The sequence below is a fragment of the Geomonas sp. Red276 genome (assembly GCF_054784495.1).
In genome coordinates this window covers 183215-202667 of the sequence record NZ_BLXW01000001.1, presented here as the reverse complement: position 1 = coordinate 202667, position 19453 = coordinate 183215, and the positions used below count along the sequence as shown (strand labels likewise).

Sequence of the window (19453 nt, the reverse complement as noted above, 5' to 3'; positions counted from 1 at the left end):
AAGGTAAGCAACTCCTCTCCCTTAACCGACGGTTGCCGTTTGCGCCAAAAATTTGCGCGCGTCTGTGGCAATCCTCATTTTTTCTAAAGCAAACGCACCTTTAGTGTGGTAGTTTTTAGCTTTATTTTTACCAAACCACGGGGAGGGCTTTGCTACCGATGCAACGAAGCGCTATCGAGAAGATTCTCCAGGAGCTTGCCGGAGGGACCATCGGCGTGCCCCAGGCGCTGGAAAGCCTGAAACACCTCCCTTTCGAGGATCTGGGATGCGCCACGGTTGACCACCACCGCACCCTTCGCCAGGGGTTCCCCGAGGTCATCTTCGGCCAGAGCAAGAGCGTCGACCAGATGCGGACCATCATCGCCGCCCTCCTCGACAAGGGCTCCAACGTGCTGGCAACCAGGATCGACCCCGACAAGGGGGACCAACTGGTGGCGAGCTTCCCGAAGGGGATCTACCACCCGGACGCCCGCGCCCTCACCATCGAGCAGCATCCGACCGAAATCCGCGGCAAGGGGTCCGTGCTCGTGGTCTGCGCCGGGACCTCCGATATCCCGGTGGCCGCCGAGGCGGCCCTCACCGCACGGATGATGGGGAACGAGGTCGAGAAGCTCTACGACGTCGGGGTCGCCGGTCTGCACCGCCTGCTGGCCAGGCGTTCGCTCCTTCATGACGCCTCGGTGATCATCGTGGTGGCGGGCATGGAGGGGGCGCTCCCCTCGGTCGTCGGCGGCCTGGTGGACAAGCCGGTCATCGCCGTCCCCACCTCGGTCGGCTACGGCGCGGCCTTCGGCGGCGTCGCGGCGCTGCTCGGGATGCTCAACTCCTGCGCCGCCGGAGTCACGGTGGTCAATATCGACAACGGTTTCGGGGCCGCCTACGCGGCGAGCCTCATGAACAGGATTCATGCATGAAGTTTCTGTATTTCGACTGCTTTGCCGGCATTGCCGGGGACATGACGGTGGGGGCTTTGCTGGAGCTGGGACTTCCCCTCGAGACCCTTCGCGAACAACTGGCCGTTCTTCCTTTCTCCGGTTACACCCTGGAGAGCTCCCGGGTGGAGCGCCACGGGGTGACCGGCACCTCGTTTCGTGTCCGCCTTGACGCCGAAGACCAGCCGCACCGGCACTACTCGCACATCGCCCGCATGATCGACGAGGCGCCCCTCTCCCCGCGGGTGAAGGAGCTTTCCCAGCGGATTTTCCGCAGGCTTGCCGAGGCTGAGGCGACCGTCCACGGGGTGCCGATGGAGCGGGTCCATTTCCACGAGGTCGGCGCGGTCGACTCCATCGTCGACATCGTGGGCACCGCCATCGGCCTCGATCACCTCAGTATCGACCGGGTCTGCTGCTCGCCCCTTCCCTACGGACGCGGCTTCGTCAAGACCGCCCACGGCCTCTTGCCGGTTCCGGCTCCGGCCACCGCCCAACTCTTGACCGGCATCCCGCTCGGTGCCGACATCGGCGAAGGTGAGCGGGTCACCCCGACCGGGGCCGCCATCGTCGCCGCCCTGGCCGAATCCTTCGGGCCGCCTCCTGCCATGACCGTGAAGGGGATCGGCCACGGCGCGGGGGAGAAGGATTTCCCGGAGGTCCCCAACCTGCTCCGTATCGTGATGGGCGAGGACGCTGGGGAGCCGGGCGAGGAAGTGGTGGTGCTGGAGACCCACCTGGACGACGTGACCCCGGAGATCCTGGGCTTCCTCATGGAGCGGCTTTTCGCCGACGGCGCCCTTGACGTCGCCTTCTCTTCGCTGCAGATGAAGAAGAACCGTCCCGGCACGAGGCTCACCGTGGTGGCTCGCCGGGAAGACCTCGACCGGCTGGCCCGCCTGGTGCTGGCGGAATCCACCGCCATCGGCGTCCGCTACTATCCGGTCCGCCGTCTCACCCTCGGCCGCAGGCTGGAGGAGCGTGAGACTTCGCTTGGCACCGTCAGGGTGAAGGTGCTCGACAACGGGAGGATCACCCCCGAGTTCGAATCCTGCCGGGGGATCGCGCTGGCCAGGTCGCTGCCGCTTTTGGAGGTCTACCGGATCGTGGAGAGGGAGATCGGCGCGCCATGAAAAGCTTCATCGTCCTGGCCGCCACCTGGTTCGGCACCGGCTTCTCTCCCTTCGCCTCGGGCACGGTCGGCACGGTGGGAGCCATCCCGTTCTACCTGGCGCTCAGTTTTCTCCCGCTGCCGCTCTACCTCCTGACCACCGCCGCCTTCACCCTGCTCGCCTGCTGGATTTCGGGGCGGGCCGGTGTCATCTTCGGCGAGCACGACTCCGGGAAGATCGTCATCGACGAGGTGGCCGGATACCTGGTGACCATGATCGCCGTTCCCCCGACCTGGCAGGGGGTAGTGGCGGGCTTCTTCTTTTTCCGGCTCTTCGACGTCACCAAGCCGCAGCCTGCCCGCTGGTTCGACCGCTCGCTCAAAAACGGCTACGGCGTGGTGATGGATGACATCGCGGCGGGAGTGTACGCCTGCCTGGCGACCCACCTGCTGCTGAGGTTTCTGTGAGGCTTTCGACGCTTTCCATAGGGGACGAGCTCCTCTCCGGCGAGGTGGTCGATACCAACGCCTCCCACATCGCCGGGCGCTGCTTCCAGATCGGCCTGCGGGTGCAAAAGCACCTGACGGTGGGGGACCAGGAGGAGTCCATCGTCGCGGCACTCCTCGAACTGGCCTCGGCAAGCGATGCCGTCATCGTGACCGGGGGGCTCGGTCCCACCCCCGATGACCTGACCTCGGCCGCGGCCGCCCGCGCCGCCGGTCTGGAGATGGAGGTCTCGGCCGAGGCACTGGCCCACCTGGATCGCTTCGCCGCCCGCATCACCGGAGGGCTTCACCCCGGCAACCAGCGTCAGGCGCTTCTTCCCAGGGGGTGCCCGCTGATCCCCAATCCCTTGGGGACCGCCTGCGGATTCGAGCTCCTCATCGACGGGGCGCGGCTGTTCTTCATGCCGGGGGTCCCCTTCGAGATGAAGCGGATGCTGGAGGAGACCGTCCTCCCCGCCCTGGCGGCGGAAGGAAGGGAGCCCAACCGCAGGATCGTGTTGAAGCTCTTCGGGACCTCCGAGGCGGCCGTCGCGGCGAGGCTGGAAGGTGCGCTCCCGGCAGGCTCCCCGGTCGAGCTCGCCTACTGCGTCAAGTTTCCCGAGATCCACATCATCCTGAGGGGTGAGGCCAAAGACGCCGGCCTGGTGGAGCGGGCGGCCGCGGAAGTCGCCGGACGCTTCCCGCGCGAGCTCTTCGCCCGCGACGAGGATACCATGGACGAGGTGCTGGCGGCCCTCTTCCGGCAAAAGGGGCGCACCCTATCGCTGGCGGAATCCTGCACCGGCGGGATGATCGCCTCCCGCATCACCTCCCAGGGGGGGAGTTCCGCCTACTTCCTGGAGGGGGCGGTAACCTACAGCAACCGGGCCAAGGCCAGGATGCTCGGGGTGCCGGCCGATCTCATCGATGCCAAGGGCGCGGTCAGCGCGGAGGTGGCCGTGGCGATGGCAACCGGCGCACGGCTGGCGGCGGGGAGCGACCTGGCCCTCTCGGTCACCGGCATCGCCGGCCCCGACGGGGGGACTCCCGAGAAACCGGTCGGGACGGTGTACATGGCCCTGGCGGACGGAAACGACTGCCGGGTCACCCGCTACAATTTCCAGGGCGACCGCGATGCGGTCCGGTCGATAACCACGGTGAGCGCGCTCGACTGGCTCAGGCGGTACCTGCTGGAGGAAGTCCAATGATATGAAGCGGCCTCCCCGGATCCGCGGGGAGGACAACGACTGCCCCCCTCCCGAGAGGGAGAGGGATGTGATGACCAGGTGGATAGGTGGCCGATTTGCACTACGCACCGATCATACTGCTCGTGGTCTGCGAGTTACTGCTGTTCTGGGCCGACCGGTACGCCCCGTTGCCGGCCTGGTTCCACATGTCAGTAATGGTCATCCTTGCGCCCGTGCTGGTGATCCTGTCGGCGGCGCTCCGGAAGCGGGACGGCAGCGTGGTGGACGACCTCCGGATGGAGCTGACGGGGATGCAGCAGGAGGTCACCAAGGCCGCCCGGCGTTACAAGTCGCTTCTGGAGGGTGCCGGCAACGCCATCTTCGTCTTCAACGCGGAGACGGGGGCGCTCGAAGAGGTCAACGGGCTGGGGACGGAGCTCCTCGGCTACAGCAAGGAGGAACTTTCCTCCATGGAAGGGCGGGATCTTCTCGACGCGGACGAGCGTGAGAAATTCCGCTCTTTTGTTTATCAGATCAAGAGACGGGGGATGGTCTCCGGCGAAGTGATGCGGTTCCAGAGAAAGGACGGCTCCCTTTTCCTCGGCGAGATCAACGCCCGGCTGATCGACCTCCGCGACGAGCAGGTGGTCCACTGCATCCTGCGCGACATCACCCAGCACGACCGGGTCGAGAAGGAGATCCGGCAGCGAAACCGGGAACTCTCCATCCTGATCAAGATCCTCACCGGGATCACCAGCGGGCCGGGGCTCGACGGAGTTCCCCAGGACACCCTGGTGGAGATCATCGACCTCTTCGATGCCGGCGGCGGGACCGTGCACCTGCTCGATGCCGAGGGGAAGGATCCCCACCTCAGCGTATCGAGGGATGTCTCCCCCCATCTCGCCCGGCTCCTCGGTGCCTTTGTGGCCACCGCGCCGGAACGGTTCAGAACCGTCCGGTTGATCGGCGGGCGCTCCGAGGACACCTTGCTCCAGGGGGCCGCGGCCGAAGGGTGGGCTAGCCTCACCGTGATCCCGCTGGTGGTGCAGGAGAACCTCATCGGGGTGATGCACCTCATGCACCGCTCGATCCCCTGCTACTCCGAGCAGGAGATCCTCTTCCTGGAAAGCGTCGGCAAGCAGGTGGGAAGCCTCGTGGAGCGCAACCGTCTCTTCGCCGAGGTGAACTGGAAAAGCGCCGAGCTTCTGCGCTCGCACCACCTCCTCGAAAAGGCCAGCCACAACCTCTCCATCTCCGAGATCAAGCTCAAGCAGAACCTGGCGCTGGTGGAGCAGGCCAACCTCGAGTTGAGCCGGCTCGACCGGATGAAGAACCAGTTCCTCGGCATGGTCTCCCACGAATTCAACACCCCGCTCACCAGCATCATCTCCGGCGCCGACCTGCTGCTCAAGCACCCCGACTGCAGTGCCGACGAAATCGTGGTCCTCACCGCCGTGCTGGAGGGGGGGATGCGGCTCAAGGAACTGGTGGCCGATCTCTTGAAGCTCATCAAGCTCGAGGCGCGCGGGGGGGAGATGGAGCACGTTCCCATCCAGCTCGATCTCTTCCTCGACGGCGTGAAGGAGCAGTTGAAACCCCAGCTCGTTCAGCGCAACCAGAGCGTGAAGCTGACCCAGCTCGAGGAGCTCCCCTTCTTCGCAGGCGACCGGGAATCCCTGGAGCGGATCTTCGCGGAGCTCCTTTTGAACGCCATCAAGTACAGCCCGGACGGAAGCGAGATCGAGGTGACCGGGGAGGTGGTGGACAGCCGTGCGCTCTGGGCGCGCAAGGCGACCCTCGACCGGTTCAATCCCGATTTCCTCAAGCGCTGCGGCGATCGCTGCTATCTCGAGGTCCGGGTGAAGGACCAGGGGATGGGGATCCCCCCGCAGGAGCAGCAGGGGATCTTCGAAATCTTCTACGAGATAGGGGAGATCCGCCATCACTCAAGCGGGAGCAGCAGGCTGCAGGGGAAGGGGGCCGGCCTCGGCCTCGCCATGGTGAAGGGGATGGTGGAGGCCCACGGCGGCATGGTCTGGGTGGAGAGCGAGGGCGGGAGCACCTTCTTCCTCCTCCTCCCCCTGGAGCCGGAGGTCAGCCAGCCGGAACTCTTCTAAACCGGTTCTACGTTCTACGTTCTATGTTCTAGGTTGCAAGCTACCCCATCCTCACCCTGTCCCTCTCCTTGAAGGAGAGGGGACGTGGCGCAGTCTGTAAGGGCGCGACATAATCTGTCGTGGAGGTGCGGTACAAGCGAAACACCTGCTGACGGAGCGTTTGGTGCATAAGTCGCTCAGCCTGCGGGAGCGGTGGCCGCCGGGTACACAACGTAGAACTTAGAACGAGGTGTCACTCCTTTTCGCCGCTTGAAAGCGGCCGATGGTTGTGTTATGTGTCATTGACTCCAATTTTCCATTAAAGACCGGGACCTAGCCCCGGAGAGGAGATATACGAGATGGCGATGCAGGATAGAGATAAGGCGATTGAGCTGGCCCTGGGCCAGATTGAGAAGCAGTTCGGCAAGGGGGCCATCATGAGGCTCGGCAACGACGAGCCATTGCCGGACGTGGCCGCCATCCCGACCGGCTCGTTGTCGCTCGACCTGGCCCTCGGCGTCGGCGGCGTCCCCCGCGGCCGCGTCATCGAGATCTTCGGACCGGAGTCCTCCGGTAAGACGACCCTCGCGCTGCACATCATCTCGGAGGCCATGAAGTCCGGCGGCATCGCCGCCTTCATCGACGCCGAGCACGCCCTCGATATCGGCTACGCCAGGAAACTGGGGGTCAAGACCGACGACCTGCTGGTCTCCCAGCCGGACACCGGCGAGCAGGCGCTCGAGATCGCCGAGACGCTGGTGAGAAGCGGCGCCATCGACGTGCTCGTCGTCGACTCCGTGGCCGCCCTGGTCCCCAAGGCCGAGATCGAAGGGGACATGGGCGACTCCCACATGGGTCTCCAGGCCCGCCTGATGTCCCAGGCCTTGAGGAAACTGACCGGCATCATCTCCAAGTCCAACTGCTGCGTCATCTTCATCAACCAGATCAGGATGAAGATCGGCGTCATGTTCGGCAACCCCGAGACCACCACCGGCGGTAACGCCCTCAAGTTCTACGCCTCGGTCCGGATGGACATCCGCAAGATCGCCGCCCTCAAGCAGGGCAACGACATGATCGGCTCCCGCACCCGCGTGAAGGTGGTCAAGAACAAGGTGGCTCCTCCCTTCAAAGAGGTCGAATTCGACATCCTCTACGGCGAAGGGATCTCCAAGGAAGGGGACGTCCTCGACCTGGCGGTCGAGCGCAACGTCGTCGAGAAGAGCGGGGCCTGGTTCTCCTACGGCAAGGAGCGCATCGGCCAGGGGCGCGAGAATTCCCGTCTTTTCCTGAAGGAGCACCCCGAGATCACCGAGGAGATCAGGCAGAAGTTGATCGCTCCGGAGGCCGCCGCTCCGGCGGTATAAGCCATGGCAATGGAACTAAACGAGATTCTGGCGGTTGCCATGAAGGCCAAGGGGTCGGATATCCACCTCAAGGCCGGCCTTCCCCCGATCATCAGGATCGACGGGGCACTCAGGGCCATCCCCAACGCCGAGCGGCTCTCCAACGACGCGGTCCGCACCATGGCGTTCAACATCATGAACGACCGCCAGAAGAAGATCTTCGAGGAGAACTACGAGGCCGACCTCTCCTACGGGGTCCCTGGCCTTGGGCGATTCAGGGTCAACGTCTTCGCCCAGCGCGGGACGGTGGCCATGGTGCTCCGCGCCATCCCGATCGCCATCCCGACCCTCGACGCGCTTAACCTCCCGCCGGTCTTGAAGAAGATCGCCCTGGAGCAGCGCGGCCTGGTGCTGGTCACCGGGACCACCGGTTCCGGCAAGTCGACCACCCTCGCCTCCATCATCGACCACATCAACGAGAACCGGACCTGCAACATCATCACCATCGAGGATCCGGTCGAGTACCTGCACAAGGACAAGAAGAGCCTGATCAGCCAGCGAGAGGTCGGCTTCGACACCCTCTCCTTCGGCAAGGCGCTCACCTCGGCCCTCAGGCAGGACCCGGACGTCATCCTGGTCGGCGAGATGAGGGACTACGAGACCATCGAGACCGCGCTCACCGCCGCCGAGACCGGCCACCTGGTGCTCTCCACCCTGCACACCCTGGACGCCGCCGAGACCATCAACAGGATCATCTCGGTATTCCCTCCCTTCCACCAGCGGCAGGTGAGGATGCAACTGGCCGGGATCCTGAAGGGGGTCATCTCCCAGCGCCTGGTTCCCCGCGCCGACGGCAAGGGGCGCGTGCCGGCCGTCGAGGTCATGGTCGGCACCGCCCGCATCAAGGATTGCATCGACGACAAGGAGAAGACCAAGCAGATCCCCGAGGCGATCGCCCAGGGGTTCACGAGCTACGGCATGCAGACCTTCGACCAGTCGCTCATGCAGCTTTTCACCAAGAAGCTTGTCACCTACGAAGAGGCACTCCGCCAGTCCAGCAATCCCGACGACTTCGCCCTCAAGGTTTCCGGCATTTCCTCCACCTCCAACGCGACCTGGGACGACTTCACCAAGGAAGAGACCCCGTCTGACGGCGGCGGGGACATGGTGATCGAGAAGTACTAGGTGAAGGAGCGCTCCCCCCTCGATAGCGCCCTCCGGATGCTGACCCTGCGGGATCATTCCGAGGCGGAGCTTTCGAGAAAGCTCCGCGAGAAGGGATTCGAGGCGCAGGTGGTCATCGACACGGTGGCGAGGCTCAAGGAGCTCCGCTACCTGGACGATGCCCGCTTCGCCCGCCAGTTCGCCGCCGCCGCGGTGAGAAACGGCAGGGGGTACGGGGTCCGGCTGAAGATGGAGCTGGCCCGTCGCGGCGTCTCCCCCGCCATCGTCTCGGAAGTGATGGCGGAGATCGAGGCCGAGCACGGCGAGCACGAGCTTTTGGCCGAGATGATGGAGCGGCGCTTCGCGAGCTTCGATCCCGAGACCGCCACCGAGAAGGAGCGGCGCCGGATCATCGGGTACCTGCAGAGGAAAGGTTTTTCGCTGTCGGCGATATTCAGGCAACTGAAGTCAACGGCATGGAACGCGGATGAGGCGGATTGAGCGGATTGAGCGGATTGAGCGGATCAGGCGGAAAGACTTTTAAAAAGAACAGCAGTTCCCCTCATGCTTTAGATTTATCCGCGTCGATCCGCTGCATCCGCGTCAATCCGCGTTCAAAGATTTTATGTTTTGTTTTTAAATTCAAATAGATTAGAGGTTAGTACATGACAGGTAGAGAGATCCGGGCCAGATTCTTCGAATTCTTCCAGAAAAAGGGACACACCCTGGTAGAGAGTTCCAATCTTATTCCCAGAAACGACCCGACCCTCCTTTTCACCAACGCAGGGATGAACCAGTTCAAGGACACCTTCTTAGGTCTCGAGAAGCGGGACTACGTGAGGGCGGTCTCCTCCCAGAAATGCGTCCGCGCCGGCGGCAAGCACAACGACCTCGAGAACGTCGGCCGCACCGCCCGCCACCACACCTTCTTCGAGATGCTCGGCAACTTCTCCTTCGGCGACTACTTCAAGAAGGAAGCCATCGGCTTCGCCTGGGAATTCCTGACCAAGGACTTAGGCCTCTCCACGGACCGCCTCTACGTGACCGTCTACAACGACGACGACGAGGCCGCCGACATCTGGCACACCCAGGAAGGGGTGCCCCGCGAGCGCATCTACCGCTTCGGCGAGAAGGACAACTTCTGGGCCATGGGCGACACCGGCCCCTGCGGCCCCTGCACCGAGATCTTCTGGGACAACGGCCCCGGCACCGGCTGCGGCAGCCCCGACTGCGCCGTCGGCTGCGACTGCGACCGCTACATGGAGATCTGGAACAACGTCTTCATGCAGTTCAACCGCGACAAGGATGGCACCCTCACCCCGCTCCCCAAGCCCTCGGTAGACACCGGCATGGGCCTTGAGCGTATCTCCGCCGTCATGCAGGGGGTGACCTCCAACTACGACACCGACCTTATCCAGGGGATCATCCGCCACATCGAGACCCTGGCCGGCAAGAAGTACCGGACCGACGAGAAGGACGACGTCTCCATGCGCGTCATGGCCGACCACTCCCGCGCCATCACCTTCCTCATCTGCGACGGCGTCCTCCCCTCCAACGAGGGGCGCGGCTACGTTCTCCGGCGCATCATGCGCCGCGCCGCCCGCCACGCCAAGATGCTCGGCATCAGCGATCCCGTCATGTACAAGGTGGTCGATGCCGTCAATCTCATGATGGGCGACGCCTACCCGGAGCTGATCGAGCGCGAGAACTACGTGAAGAAGGTCATCCTGGCCGAGGAGCAGCGCTTCGCCGAGACCCTCGACCGCGGCCTCGCCATCCTCAACGAGGAGACCGGCCGCCTGAAGGCCGCCGGCGAGAAGGTGATCTCCGGCGAGGTGGTCTTCAAGCTGTACGACACCTTCGGCTTCCCGGTCGACCTCACCGCCGACATCGTCGAGGCGGAAGGCTTCACCCTCGACGAGGACGGCTTCGCCCTCTGCATGGAGCGCCAGCGCGCCAAGGCCCGCGAGAACTGGAAAGGCTCCGGGGAAGAGGGGCTCGCCAACATCTACAAGGAGCTCCACGGCACCGGCATCTCCACTAACTTCGTCGGCTACAGCGAGCAGACCGCCTACTCCCCGATCAGCGCGATCATCAAGAACGGCATCGTGGTCGAAGAGGCCAACGAAGGGGAGGAGGTCGAGATCGTCACCGCCACCACCCCGTTCTACGGCGAGTCCGGCGGCCAGGCTGGCGACACCGGCGTCATCTCCACCGGTTCCGGGCACGTCGAGGTGGCCACCACCCTGCGCCCGTACCCGGACCTGATCGTGCACCGCGGCAAGGTCGTCTCCGGCAGCGTCCGCGCCGGCGAGGCCGCCGATCTCAAGGTTGCCACTGCCAAGCGCTCCGCCACCGCCCGCAACCACACCGCCACCCATCTCCTGCAGGCCGCCCTGCGGGAAGTGCTCGGCGACCACGTCAAGCAGGCCGGCTCGCTGGTGGCTCCCGACCGTCTCCGTTTCGATTTCACTCACTTCTCCGCCATGACCGCCGATGAGATCCGCAGGGTGGAGACCCTGGTGAACGCCCACATCATGGACAACGCCACCGTCGACTCCCGCGAGATGGCGGCCACCGAGGCGCTGGCCTCCGGCGCCACCGCCCTCTTCGGCGAGAAGTACGGCGACGTGGTCCGCGTGGTCAAGGTGGGCGACGTCAGCTCCGAGCTCTGCGGCGGCACGCACGTGCACGGCGCGGGGGAGATCGGCTTCTTCAAGATCGTCTCCGAGATGGGGATCGCGGCCGGGGTCAGGAGGATAGAGGCCCAGACCGGCAGCGGCGCCCTCGCCTTCGTGCACGCGCTCGAGGACGAGCAGCGCACCATCGCCACCCTGCTGAAGGCCGAACCGGGCCAGGTGGTGGATCGGGTCGAGAAAGTCATGGCTGGCCAGCGCGAACTGCAGAAAGAGCTCGAAACCCTGCAGGGACGCCTCAACGCCTCCAAGTCCGCCGACCTCATCCAGCAGGTCCGCGAGCAGAACGGGGTAAAGATCCTCGCCGTCAAGGTGGATGGAGACGCCAAGGGGCTGCGCGAGCTTTCCGACACCCTCAAGGAGCGGATCGGTTCCGGCGTCATCGTGCTGGGGACCGCCGACGGCGTCAAGGCCAACCTCCTGGTGGCGGTCACCTCCGACCTCACCTCGCGCTGGAAGGCGGGCGACATCATCAAGGCCATCGCCCCGATCGTCGGCGGCAACGGCGGCGGCAAGCCCGAACTGGCCCAGGCCGGCGGGTCCAAGCCCGAGAACCTGGCCGAAGCGCTGGAAGCGGTCTATAACATCGTCGGATAACACCCCCATCCTCACCCTGTCCCTCCCCTTGAAGGGGAGGGAACCTTGGGCCGACGGGGACGGGGACGGGGGCGCGGGGGGGCGATAGAACCTCCCTCACCCGGCCTTCGGCCACCCTCTCCCCTGAAGGGCGAGGGTAAAGAGAAAGGCCTCAGCCTCCGTCCTTCACGAAAGAGGTGGGAGTCCATTTCCCCTCGCCCTCCGGGAGAGGGGGAGGGGTGAGGGAAAATTTCGTGGAAGGTTGTCAGTAACGTCGTACGAGGTGCCGGAGTATGCTCGAACTTACCCAGCAGTCGGACCTGGCGCTGCTCCAGAATCGGGATAAAAAGACGATCCTGGTGGTGGATGACGAGCCGGTCATTCGTGACCTGTGCATGCGGGCCCTCCACGACTACACGACGGTCGAGGCCGGCGACGGCGAAGAGGCGCTCGACATCTTCATACGCGGCGGCATCGACGTGGTCCTCACCGACGTCATGATGCCGAGGCTGGACGGCCTCGAGCTCCTCAAGCGGATCAAGGACCGCGAGCCGACCGTGGTGGTCATCATGATGACCGGCTTCGCCGACAAGGAGCTGATCCTCAAGGCGCTCAAGGCGGACGCCGACGACTTCATCACCAAACCCCTCAACCTCCTGCAGCTCAAAAGCGCCGTCGACAAGGCGCTGGTCAAGAAGGCGCTCAAGGAAGAGATCGCCAACCTCAAGAGCCTCGACCGCTTCAAATCCAACTTCCTCTCCATCATCTCCCACAAGTTCCGCACGCCGATCACCTCGATCTCGCTGTTCCTGGAGAACCTCGCCGCCGGCGTCTACGACCCGGATGACGAGGTCACCCGGGAGAACATCGGGCTCGTGTACAAGGAGGCCTGCCACCTGGGGCGGTTGGTCACCGACCTCCTTTCCTTCTCGACCGTGATGGACAGCGACCGCTCGCTGCACCGGGAGCCGTGCGACCTGAATTCCCTGGTCCCCAAGCTTCTCAGCCGCGCGGTGAGCCGCGCCGAAAAGCGGGGGCTGGAGACCAAGCTCGACCTGACCCCGGTTCCCGAGATCATGCTGGACCAGGAGCGGATCACCTTCGCCCTGCAGCAGATCATCGACAACGCCATCAAGTTCTCCGACGACCAGGGCACCATCAAGGTCTCCCTGGGCACCTCCGACCATGCCTGCCGGGTGGTGGTGGAGGACGAGGGGATCGGCATCGCGAAGGAGGATCTCCCCAAGGTCTTCGAGAAGTTCTACCAGGTCGACGCCGACCGTACCGGCCAGGTCCGCGGCTTCGGTCTCGGCCTCTTCTATGCCCGTGAATTCATCAGGATGCACGGCGGCAGTATCTCGATCGACAGCGAGCTCGGTGAAGGGACCCGCGTCGAGATCTCCATTCCCCTCAATGCCGCCCAAAGCGGCTGAAAGCCCCCTCATTTCCCCCATTTGGAGTTGATTATCTCCCCCTTTGTGCTATATTAGCCTCTTTCCACTCGGATTTAATTAAGGGCACTGGCTCCTTTGTCAAAAGGTGCCTGCCCCCTAGTATTTAAGATCGAGGACTGTCATGCAGAAACTCATAGAAAAGGCGAGCACTCTCATGGAGGCTCTCCCCTATATCAGGCGTTTCTCCGGTAAGACCATCGTCATCAAGTACGGCGGCCATGCGATGGCTGACGAGAAGCTGCGGAAGTCGTTCGCGCTGGACGTCATCCTCCTCAAATACATTGGCATCAACACCGTGATCGTGCACGGTGGCGGGCCCCAGATCAACGAGACCCTCAAGCGCTACGGCATCGTGTCGGAGTTCGTGAAGGGGATGAGAGTCACCGACGCCGAGACCATGGGCGTGGTGGAAATGGTGCTGACCGGGCAGGTGAACCGCGAGGTGGTTGGTTACATCAACCAGCACGGCGGTCGCGCGGCCGGTCTCTCCGGTAAGGACGGTAACCTCCTTCTCTGCGAGAAGCTGCTCCAGGATGTAAGGCGCGAGGATGGCAGCATCGAGAAGGTGGATATCGGTTTTGTGGGCGACGTCGTGGAGGTCAACCCTGCGCTGCTCGAGGCCCTGGAAAAAGGAGGATTCATCCCGGTCATAGCGCCGATCGGGGTGGGCCGAGACGGGGAAAGCTACAACATCAACGCCGACGTGGTGGCCGGTAAGGTGGCGGCGGCCTTGAAGGCCGAGAAGCTCATGCTGCTTACCGACGTCTCCGGGGTGAAGAACAAGGAAGGGGAGCTCCTTTCCTCCCTCGCCCTGGCAGACATCCCGGGGCTGATCGACAACGGGACGGTGACCGGCGGGATGATCCCGAAGGTGAGCTGCTGCACCGATGCGCTGGCCGCCGGTGTCAAGAAGGCCCACATCGTGGACGGCCGCATCGAGCACTGCGTGCTGCTGGAGATCTTCACCAACGTCGGGATCGGGACGGAGATAGAGGCGTAAACGGCTAATAACAGTTCTAAGTTCTAGGTTCTAAGTTCTACGTTGATCTGACTTGTACAACCTGCAGGTTCTACTTCTTGTGCTTGTGGAGTCGAATGGCTTCACAACCTAGAACGTAGAACATAGAACGTAGAACAGGTTTTGAAGGAGATTCTATGAATTCTGCTGCCTGGATTGAAAAGGCTGACAAATACATCATGAAAACGTACGGGCGGTACCCGCTGGTCCCCGTGAAAGGGGAGGGGTGCTACGTCTGGGACGCGGACGGCAAGAAGTACCTCGACTTCCTGGCCGGCGTCGCCGTCAACAACCTCGGGCACTGCCACCCGGCGGTCTCCGCCGCACTGAGCAAGCAGGCGCACGAGCTGATCCACTGCTCGAATTACTACCACATCCCGCAGCAGATCGAGCTCGCCGAGCTCCTCTGCAGCCACAGCTTCGCGGACAAGGCCTTCTTCTGCAACTCCGGCGCGGAGGCCAACGAGGCCGCCATCAAGCTCGCCCGGCGCTACAGCCGGGAGAAGCACGGCGCCGACCGCTACGAGATCATCACCGCCCTGAGCTCCTTCCACGGACGGACCATGGCGACCGTCTCGGCCACCGGCCAGGAGAAGGTCCAGAAATTCTTCGATCCCCTTCTCCACGGTTTCCGTCACGTTCCCTTCAATGATGCGGCGGCGCTCAGGGAGGCGATCTCCCCCTGCACCTGCGCGATCATGCTGGAGCCGATCCAGGGCGAAGGGGGCGTGGTGGTCCCGGACGCGAGCTACTTCCAGGAAGTCAGGAAGATCTGCGACGAGAACGGCCTGCTTCTCATCTTCGACGAGGTCCAGGTCGGGATGGGCAGAACCGGGAAGCTCTTCGCCTACGAGCACTTCGGCGTCACCCCGGACATCATGACGCTCGCCAAGGCGCTGGCGGGAGGCGCTCCCATCGGGACCATGCTGGCGACCGACGAGATCGCCCAGGCCTTCGTACCCGGCACCCACGGCTCCACCTTCGGCGGCAACCCGCTGGTGACCGCGGCGGGGATCGCCACCGTCAACACCATCCTGAGCGAGGGGATCCTCAACCGCTGCGAGGAGATCGGGGAGTACCTGATGGGCGAGCTGGAGGCGCTCAAGGACAGGTTCCCCGTCATCGCCGACGTGCGCGGCATCGGCCTCATGATCGGAGTGGAATTGAACGCCCCCGGCGGCGACATCGTCAAGAAGGCGCTGGAGCGCGGCCTTCTCCTGAACTGCGCCCAGGAGAAGGTACTCCGCTTCGTCCCGCCTCTCATCGTCGGGAAGAAGGAGGTGGACGAGATGCTCTCCATCCTGACCGGCATCCTGGAAGATATGAAATAACCCCTCTTCCCCCCTCCCCTGGAGGGAGGGGGCGAGAAGGGTAGGTCGCGTTGAACAGCCTCACCGTGAAACGCGACCGATTGCCTCGACGCTGCGGCGATCACGTCGCGTTTCGTTCCTCAACGCGACCTACGTCTGTTTCGAAAAACTTTCAAAGAAAGGTGAGACGCCATCCTATGGAAAAAGACTTCCTCGCCCTCAGCCGCTTTTCCAAGGCTGAACTGGACGCCATGTTCGCGCTGACCAAGGAGCTCAAGCAGAAGCAGAAGAGCGGCGTCGAGCATCACGTCCTCAAGGGCAAGACCCTGGCCATGATCTTCGAAAAATCCTCCACCCGCACCCGGATCTCCTTCGAGGTCGGGATGTACCAGCTGGGTGGCCATCCGCTGTTCATCTCCGGCAAGGACTCCCAGATGGGGCGCGGCGAGCCGATCAAGGACACCGCCCGCGTCATCGCCCGCTACTGCGACGGCGTCATGATCCGTACTTTCGCCCAGGCCACCGTCGAGGAGTTCGCCAAGTACTCCTCCGTCCCGGTCATCAACGGGCTCACCGATCTTCACCACCCCTGCCAGATCATGGCCGACATCTTCACGGTCATCGAGCACAAGGGGGGGTATGAAGGTCTAAAGTTCGCCTGGGTCGGCGACGGCAACAACATGGCCAACTCCTGGATCGAGGCGGCCGCCATCTTCGGCTTCGACCTCACGCTTGCCTGCCCGGAAGGGTACGATCCGGACGCCACCGTGCTCGAGTGGGCTCGTGCGAAGGCCACCTCCAGGATCGTCGTCACCCGCGATCCCAAAGAGGCGGTCAAAGGGGCCGATGTCCTCAATACCGACGTCTGGGCCAGCATGGGGCAGGAAGAGGAGCAGAAGATCCGCGAGAAGGCCTTCGCCGGCTACCAGCTGAACGAGGAGCTCCTCGCCCTCGCCAAGCCGGAGTGCGTGGTGCTTCACTGCCTCCCCGCCCACCGCGGCGAGGAGATCACCGACGGCGTCATCGAAGGGAAGAACTCGGTGGTCTGGGACGAGGCCGAAAACCGCCTCCACGTCCAGAAGGCCATCATGGCCACGCTGATGAAATAACCGCAAATCCCCCCCTTTGACAAGGGGGAGCGTGAACAACTAGTAGTCGGGACCATCATCCTGTAGAGCTAATACAGAAATCCTAAGGAGAACCCATGGCTAAGAAAGAAGTCAAAAAGATCGTCCTCGCCTACTCCGGCGGGCTCGATACCTCCATCATCCTCAAGTGGCTCAAAAACGAGTACGGCTGCGAAGTCGTGACCTTCTCCGCCGACCTCGGCCAGGGCGACGAGCTCGACCCGATCCGCGACAAGGCCTTCGCCACCGGCGCCGACAAGGTCTACATCGACGACCTCAAGGAAGAGTTCGTGCGCGACTTCGTCTTCCCGATGTTCCGCGCCAACGCCATCTACGAGGGGCACTACCTCTTGGGCACCTCCATCGCCCGTCCGCTGATCGCCAAGCGCCAGATGGAGATCGCCAAGATCGAAGGGTGCGACGCCGTTTCCCACGGCGCCACCGGCAAGGGTAACGACCAGGTCCGCTTCGAGCTCGGCTACTACCACTTCAACCCGGCCATCACCGTCATCGCCCCCTGGAGGGAGTGGAAGCTGAACAGCCGCCAGGCGCTCATCAACTACGCCAAGAAGAACGGGATCCCGATCCCGATCACCAAGAAGCGTCCCTGGTCCTCCGACCGCAACCTCCTCCACATCTCCTTCGAAGGTGGCATCCTGGAGGATACCTGGGCAGAGCCGCCCGAGCAGATGTACGTCCTGACCAAGTCCCCGGAAAAGGCTCCCAACAAGCCGCAGTTCGTCGAGATCGAATTCGAGAAGGGTAACGCGGTAGCCGTCGACGGCGTCCGTATGTCCCCGGCCCAGCTTCTTGCCCACCTGAACACCCTGGGCGGCGAGCACGGCATCGGCCGCGTCGACCTCCTCGAGAACCGCTCGGTCGGCATGAAGTCCCGCGGCGTCTACGAGACCCCGGGCGGCACCATCCTCCGCGAGGCCCACATGGCCGTCGAGCAGATCACCATGGACCGCGAGGTCATGCACCTCAGGGACTCCCTGATCCCGCGCTACGCCGAGATGGTCTACAACGGCTACTGGTTCGCACCGGAGCGCGAGATGCTGCAGACCCTGATCGACGATTCCCAGAAGACCGTCAACGGCGTCGCCCGCGTGAAACTCTACAAAGGGCACTGCCGCACCGTCGGCCGCAAGTCCGAGTCCAACTCGCTCTTCAACCTCGACTTCGCGACCTTCGAGAAGGACCAGGTCTACAACCAGGCCGACGCCGAGGGCTTCATCAAGCTCAACTCGCTCCGCCTGCGGATCCGCTCCCTCATGGAAGCCAACAAGAAGAAGTAGTCATCAGGCAGCATCAGGAGGTCATAGGGGCACGAGCGCGTTCGTGCCCCTATCCCATTTTTATGGACGCAGTAGCTTTCAAGGCCAATCACATCGTCACCTCGGTGGTCGCCGTCATCGTCGACAGCGAGGGGCAGGTCCTCCTTACCCAGCGCAGGGTCCCTCCTTTCCAGGGCGAGTGGGTCATGCCCGGTGGCAAGATCGACCTGGGCGAGCCGATCGTCAAGGCGCTCAAGCGCGAGGTCCGGGAGGAGGTCGGGCTCGAGGTGGAGGTCGGCGACCTGGTCGATATCTTCGAGCACGTGACTCCCGGCGAGGACAACTACCACTTCATCATCATCTATTACCGCTGCGCCCCGCTCTTTTGCGATGTGAAGCACAACGAGGAAGAGGTGCAGGAGGCGCGCTGGGTAAAGCCCGCGGATTTCAACCAGTACAAGATTCCCGCGGGCGCCCGCTTCATCCTGGACAAGATGTTCGCCTCTCCATAACAGATCACCGACATCGCCATGGCCAAGATCATCGAGAAACACCTCCAGCTCGAGTTTCCCCTGGGTCACCACCTCCACTGCATGATCGCCCAGCTTCCCAACCGGTTGAAGCGGCGCGACCATCTCTTCTGCCTGGAGGACCCCGACGAGAAATGGCGGCAGGTGAAGTCGGTGCTGGACCTGGTTGCGGAAGGTGAGGGGAACCTCAAGAGGCTCCACTTCCTGATGTTCCCCGAGTGCGCGGTGCCGGTCTCCCGCTTCGACGAGATGATCGACTTCATCGGGAAGGAGTTCCGCAACAACACGGTGATCATGTTCGGCTTGGAGCAGATTACTCTCCGGGAGTACCGCACCATGCTGATCCGCCACCACGCGGACAACGCGGAGGCCATCGACCTCGTGGAGGCGGACATCGATTCCGGGGACATCCTCGGGATGCCGGTCAACTGGTGCTGCATCGCCGTGAAGGACGCCAAGGGTAAGCTGAAGGTCTTCCTGGAGGCCAAGACCCATCCCTTCCGGGGTGAGGAGTTCCTCGACAAGGACCACGACCTCTACCGGGGGCGCCACTTCTACCTTTTCTGCGGCGAGCCGGCCTGCTTCAACTTCATGACGCTGATCTGTCTCGACTACCTCTACCGGGACCTCTACTCCTCCAACATCCGGCAGATCATCGACCACGCCGACCACATGTTCTTCACGATGAGGCAGTCCCTGGACGCCATCTTCGTGATCCAGTGCAACCCGAAGCCGGAACACCGCTCCTACCGCGAGGTTTTGACCGGTTTCTACGGCGAGTACCTGGAGGATACCCCCGGCGTCAGGGACACCATCACCGTCTTCGGCAACTCCTCCAACGAGAGTGAGATCGACGGCATCCAGTGCGATTCCTGCTACGGCGTCTCCTACGCGGTGATCAGCGGCAAGCACAAGATGATGCCCTACCAGGAGATTGAATTCTCCAGCGACGATTTCCACGGCACCCCGGTCTGCCGGCTGAGATTCGGCCCCGGGACCCGGCTTTACTATTTCAACCTTCCGCTCCACCACGAGCTCGACCCGCGGAGCTCCCGGGTCCCCTTGAAGGTCCATTCGGTCCTGCACTGGGAGCCGGGGAACGGCTGGGTCAAGGCGGCGGATGGGGCGGAAGGGATCGCTTAACCG

Annotated in this window: 16 protein-coding genes; all 16 read left to right on the top strand. The window is 63.4% G+C overall.

The window, feature by feature from the left end; all coding sequences use genetic code 11:
* The first annotated feature begins 158 nt into the window (after nt 1-158).
* Nucleotides 159-914 carry an AIR carboxylase family protein gene (gene larB / locus ACYVL5_RS00885; protein ID WP_460593657.1) on the top strand — a complete coding sequence of 252 codons (756 nt, stop codon included), beginning with the start codon at nt 159-161 and terminating at the stop codon, nt 912-914.
* Entirely contained in the window at nt 911-2065 is a 1155-nt protein-coding gene (gene larC / locus ACYVL5_RS00880; RefSeq protein ID WP_460593656.1) for a LarC family nickel insertion protein, read from the top strand. Before larB ends, larC begins: the two co-directional genes overlap by 4 nt.
* Nucleotides 2062-2511 carry a phosphatidylglycerophosphatase A family protein gene (locus tag ACYVL5_RS00875; RefSeq protein WP_460593655.1) on the top strand — a complete coding sequence of 150 codons (450 nt, stop codon included), beginning with the start codon at nt 2062-2064 and terminating at the stop codon, nt 2509-2511. The genes larC and ACYVL5_RS00875 overlap by 4 nt, the downstream gene beginning before the upstream one ends.
* A complete protein-coding gene (locus ACYVL5_RS00870) occupies nt 2508-3737 on the top strand; it encodes a competence/damage-inducible protein A (protein ID WP_460593654.1) in 1230 nt (409 codons plus the stop codon). Before ACYVL5_RS00875 ends, ACYVL5_RS00870 begins: the two co-directional genes overlap by 4 nt.
* A gap of 86 nt (nt 3738-3823) precedes the next feature.
* Nucleotides 3824-5833 (top strand): sensor histidine kinase, encoded by a 2010-nt coding sequence (locus tag ACYVL5_RS00865; protein WP_460593653.1) that lies wholly within the window; start codon nt 3824-3826, stop codon nt 5831-5833.
* Nucleotides 5834-6177: 344 nt separating this feature from the next.
* A complete protein-coding gene (gene recA, locus ACYVL5_RS00860) occupies nt 6178-7176 on the top strand; it encodes a recombinase RecA (protein ID WP_460593652.1) in 999 nt (332 codons plus the stop codon).
* Nucleotides 7177-7185: 9 nt separating this feature from the next.
* Nucleotides 7186-8340: a type IV pilus twitching motility protein PilT gene (locus tag ACYVL5_RS00855; RefSeq protein WP_460593875.1), complete on the top strand. Its 1155-nt coding sequence runs from the start codon at nt 7186-7188 to the stop codon at nt 8338-8340.
* The gene (locus ACYVL5_RS00850) at nt 8341-8820 is read left to right on the top strand and encodes a regulatory protein RecX (RefSeq protein ID WP_460593651.1); all 480 of its coding nucleotides are present in this window, start codon (nt 8341-8343) and stop codon (nt 8818-8820) included.
* 164 nt (nt 8821-8984) lie between these two features.
* Nucleotides 8985-11612 carry an alanine--tRNA ligase gene (gene alaS / locus ACYVL5_RS00845; RefSeq protein WP_460593650.1) on the top strand — a complete coding sequence of 876 codons (2628 nt, stop codon included), beginning with the start codon at nt 8985-8987 and terminating at the stop codon, nt 11610-11612.
* 272 nt (nt 11613-11884) lie between these two features.
* Complete coding sequence (locus tag ACYVL5_RS00840; protein WP_460593649.1) at nt 11885-13024, top strand: hybrid sensor histidine kinase/response regulator; 1140 nt, start codon at nt 11885-11887, stop codon at nt 13022-13024.
* 142 nt (nt 13025-13166) lie between these two features.
* Nucleotides 13167-14045 carry an acetylglutamate kinase gene (argB, locus tag ACYVL5_RS00835; protein WP_460593648.1) on the top strand — a complete coding sequence of 293 codons (879 nt, stop codon included), beginning with the start codon at nt 13167-13169 and terminating at the stop codon, nt 14043-14045.
* Between the two features lie 155 nt (nt 14046-14200).
* Nucleotides 14201-15394, top strand: coding sequence for an aspartate aminotransferase family protein (locus tag ACYVL5_RS00830; protein WP_460593647.1), 1194 nt, complete (start codon nt 14201-14203; stop codon nt 15392-15394).
* A gap of 176 nt (nt 15395-15570) precedes the next feature.
* Nucleotides 15571-16482 carry an ornithine carbamoyltransferase gene (gene argF / locus ACYVL5_RS00825; RefSeq protein WP_460593646.1) on the top strand — a complete coding sequence of 304 codons (912 nt, stop codon included), beginning with the start codon at nt 15571-15573 and terminating at the stop codon, nt 16480-16482.
* Nucleotides 16483-16577: 95 nt separating this feature from the next.
* Nucleotides 16578-17798 carry an argininosuccinate synthase gene (locus ACYVL5_RS00820; protein WP_460593645.1) on the top strand — a complete coding sequence of 407 codons (1221 nt, stop codon included), beginning with the start codon at nt 16578-16580 and terminating at the stop codon, nt 17796-17798.
* 62 nt (nt 17799-17860) lie between these two features.
* A complete protein-coding gene (locus tag ACYVL5_RS00815; RefSeq protein ID WP_460593644.1) occupies nt 17861-18289 on the top strand; it encodes an NUDIX hydrolase in 429 nt (142 codons plus the stop codon).
* 18 nt (nt 18290-18307) lie between these two features.
* Complete coding sequence (locus ACYVL5_RS00810; protein ID WP_460593643.1) at nt 18308-19450, top strand: hypothetical protein; 1143 nt, start codon at nt 18308-18310, stop codon at nt 19448-19450.
* The last annotated feature ends 3 nt before the right edge of the window (nt 19451-19453 follow it).